General features: G+C 53.0%; 1 rRNA gene. It reads right to left on the reverse strand.

What is annotated here, in order from left to right:
- Positions 1–9 precede the first annotated feature (9 nt).
- A 23S ribosomal RNA gene (locus BM412_RS31715) occupies positions 10–2,939 on the reverse strand.
- Positions 2,940–3,023 lie beyond the last annotated feature (84 nt).

The following is a 3,023-nucleotide window of genomic DNA, read 5'->3' on the forward strand; positions in this document are numbered from 1 at the left end:
GAATGTTCGTAGGATAAGCCCTCGACCGATTAGTATTCGTCAGCTGCATGCATTGCTGCACTTCCACCTCGAACCTATCAACCTGATCGTCTTTCAGGGGTCTTACATACTGGGAAATCTCATCTTGAGGGGGGCTTCACGCTTAGATGCTTTCAGCGCTTATCCCGTCCGCACTTGGCTACCCAGCGGTGCTCCTGGCGGAACAACTGGTACACCAGCGGTGCGTCCATCCCGGTCCTCTCGTACTAAGGACAGCTCCTCTCAAATTTCCTACGCCCACGACAGATAGGGACCGAACTGTCTCACGACGTTCTGAACCCAGCTCGCGTACCGCTTTAATGGGCGAACAGCCCAACCCTTGGGACCTACTTCAGCCCCAGGATGCGATGAGCCGACATCGAGGTGCCAAACCTCCCCGTCGATGTGGACTCTTGGGGGAGATAAGCCTGTTATCCCCAGGGTAGCTTTTATCCGTTGAGCGATGGCCCTTCCATTCGGTACCACCGGATCACTAAGCCCGACTTTCGTCCCTGCTCGACTTGTAGGTCTCGCAGTCAAGCTCCCTTATGCCTTTACACGCTACGAATGATTTCCAACCATTCTGAGGGAACCTTTGGGCGCCTCCGTTACATTTTAGGAGGCGACCGCCCCAGTCAAACTGCCCACCTGACACGGTCCCTGTACCGGATTACGGTACCAGGTTAGAACTCCGATACGATCAGGGTGGTATCCCAACGTTGCCTCCACCGAAGCTGGCGCTCCGGCTTCCAAGGCTCCCACCTATCCTGTACAGATCGTACCAAAGTTCAATATCAAGCTGCAGTAAAGCTCCATGGGGTCTTTCCGTCTTGTCGCGGGTAACCTGCATCTTCACAGGTATTAAAATTTCACCGGATCTCTCGTTGAGACAGCGCCCAAGTCGTTACGCCATTCGTGCGGGTCAGAATTTACCTGACAAGGAATTTCGCTACCTTAGGACCGTTATAGTTACGGCCGCCGTTTACTGGGGCTTCAATTCATAGCTTCGCCTTGCGGCTAACCACTCCTCTTAACCTTCCAGCACCGGGCAGGCGTCAGCCCGTATACTTCGCCTTACGGCTTCGCACAGACCTGTGTTTTTGCTAAACAGTCGCTTGGGCCTTTTCACTGCGGCCCCCTCGGGCTATTCACCCTACCGAGGCACCCCTTCTCCCGAAGTTACGGGGTCATTTTGCCGAGTTCCTTAACGAGAGTTCTTCCGAGCGCCTTAGCATACTCTGCTCGACTACCTGTGTCGGTTTGCGGTACGGGCACCATCACCTGGCTAGAGGCTTTTCTTGGCAGCGGGAACACATGACCTTCGGTACTGTAATTTTCCCTCCCCATCACAGCCTGGCCTTAGAGTGTGCGGATTTGCCTACACACAAGCCTCACTGCTTGGACGAGCTATTCCATCAGCTCGCGTCACTATCCTTCTGCGTCACCCCATTGCTCATAACGGCTTACGGTGGTACAGGAATATCAACCTGTTGTCCTTCGACTACGCCTTTCGGCCTCGCCTTAGGTCCCGACTTACCCTGAGCGGACGAGCCTTCCTCAGGAATCCTTAGTCTTTCGGCGGACAAGATTCTCACTTGTCTTTTCGTTACTCATACCGGCATTCTCACTTGAATACGCTCCACCAGTCCTTACGGTCTGACTTCTACGTATATTCAACGCTCCCCTACCACTGATACCAAAGGTATCAATCCATAGCTTCGGTGGTGTGTTTAGCCCCGTTACATTTTCGGCGCAGAGTCACTCGACCAGTGAGCTATTACGCACTCTTTAAATGGTGGCTGCTTCTAAGCCAACATCCTGGTTGTCTTTGCAACTCCACATCCTTTCCCACTTAACACACACTTGGGGACCTTAGCTGATGGTCTGGGCTGTTTCCCTCTTGACAATGGATCTTAGCACTCACTGTCTGACTCCCGGATATAAGTACATGGCATTCGGAGTTTGACTGGACTTGGTAACCCTTGGCGGGCCCCGCACCCAATCAGTGCTCTACCTCCACGACTCTTTACTCCGAGGCTAGCCCTAAAGCTATTTCGGGGAGAACCAGCTATCTCCGAGTTCGATTGGAATTTCTCCGCTACCCCCACCTCATCCCCGAATTTTTCAACATTCGTGGGTTCGGGCCTCCAGTGCGTGTTACCGCACCTTCACCCTGGACAGGGGTAGATCACACGGTTTCGGGTCTACGTCCACATACTATGTCGCCCTATTCAGACTCGCTTTCGCTGCGGCTCCGGCTCTTCACCTTAACCTTGCATGGGAACGTAACTCGCCGGTTCATTCTACAAAAGGCACGCCATCACCCATATAGAGGGCTCTGACTTTTTGTAAGCGCACGGTTTCAGGTTCTTTTTCACTCCGCTTCCGCGGTGCTTTTCACCTTTCCCTCACGGTACTGCTTCACTATCGGTCGCTAGGGAGTATTTAGCCTTGGCAGATGGTCCTGCCGGATTCCCACGAGGTTTCACGTGTCTCGCGGTACTCAGGGTACGTCTCGGAGAGTGCTGACTTTGGACTACAGGGCTTTTACCTCTTATAGCGGGCCTTTCCAGACCTCTTCGTCTACCCAACACCTTTGTAACTCCGTGTGAGACGCCCTACAACCCCAAGGAGCAAGCTCCTTGGTTTGGGCTAATCCGCGTTCGCTCGCCGCTACTGACGGAATCACTATTGTTTTCTCTTCCTCAGGGTACTTAGATGTTTCAGTTCCCCTGGTCTGCCTCTTCATAACCTATGTATTCAGTTATGAGTGACTGGACATTACTCCAGCCGGGTTTCCCCATTCGGACATCCCCGGATCAAAGCCTGCTTACGGCTCCCCGAGGCATTTCGTCGTTCGCCACGTCCTTCTTCGGCTCCTAGCGCCTAGGCATCCTCCGTGCGCTCTTAGTAGCTTAACCTATGCTGAAACAAGTTTCAGCTTTCTTCGTTAATCTCAGCTAAGAGATCTATCGCAAATTTCATATCCAGTTTTCAAGGTGCAA

Source organism: Paenibacillus sp. BC26 (genome assembly GCF_900116125.1).
Lineage (GTDB): Bacteria > Bacillota > Bacilli > Paenibacillales > Paenibacillaceae > Paenibacillus_Z > Paenibacillus_Z lignilyticus.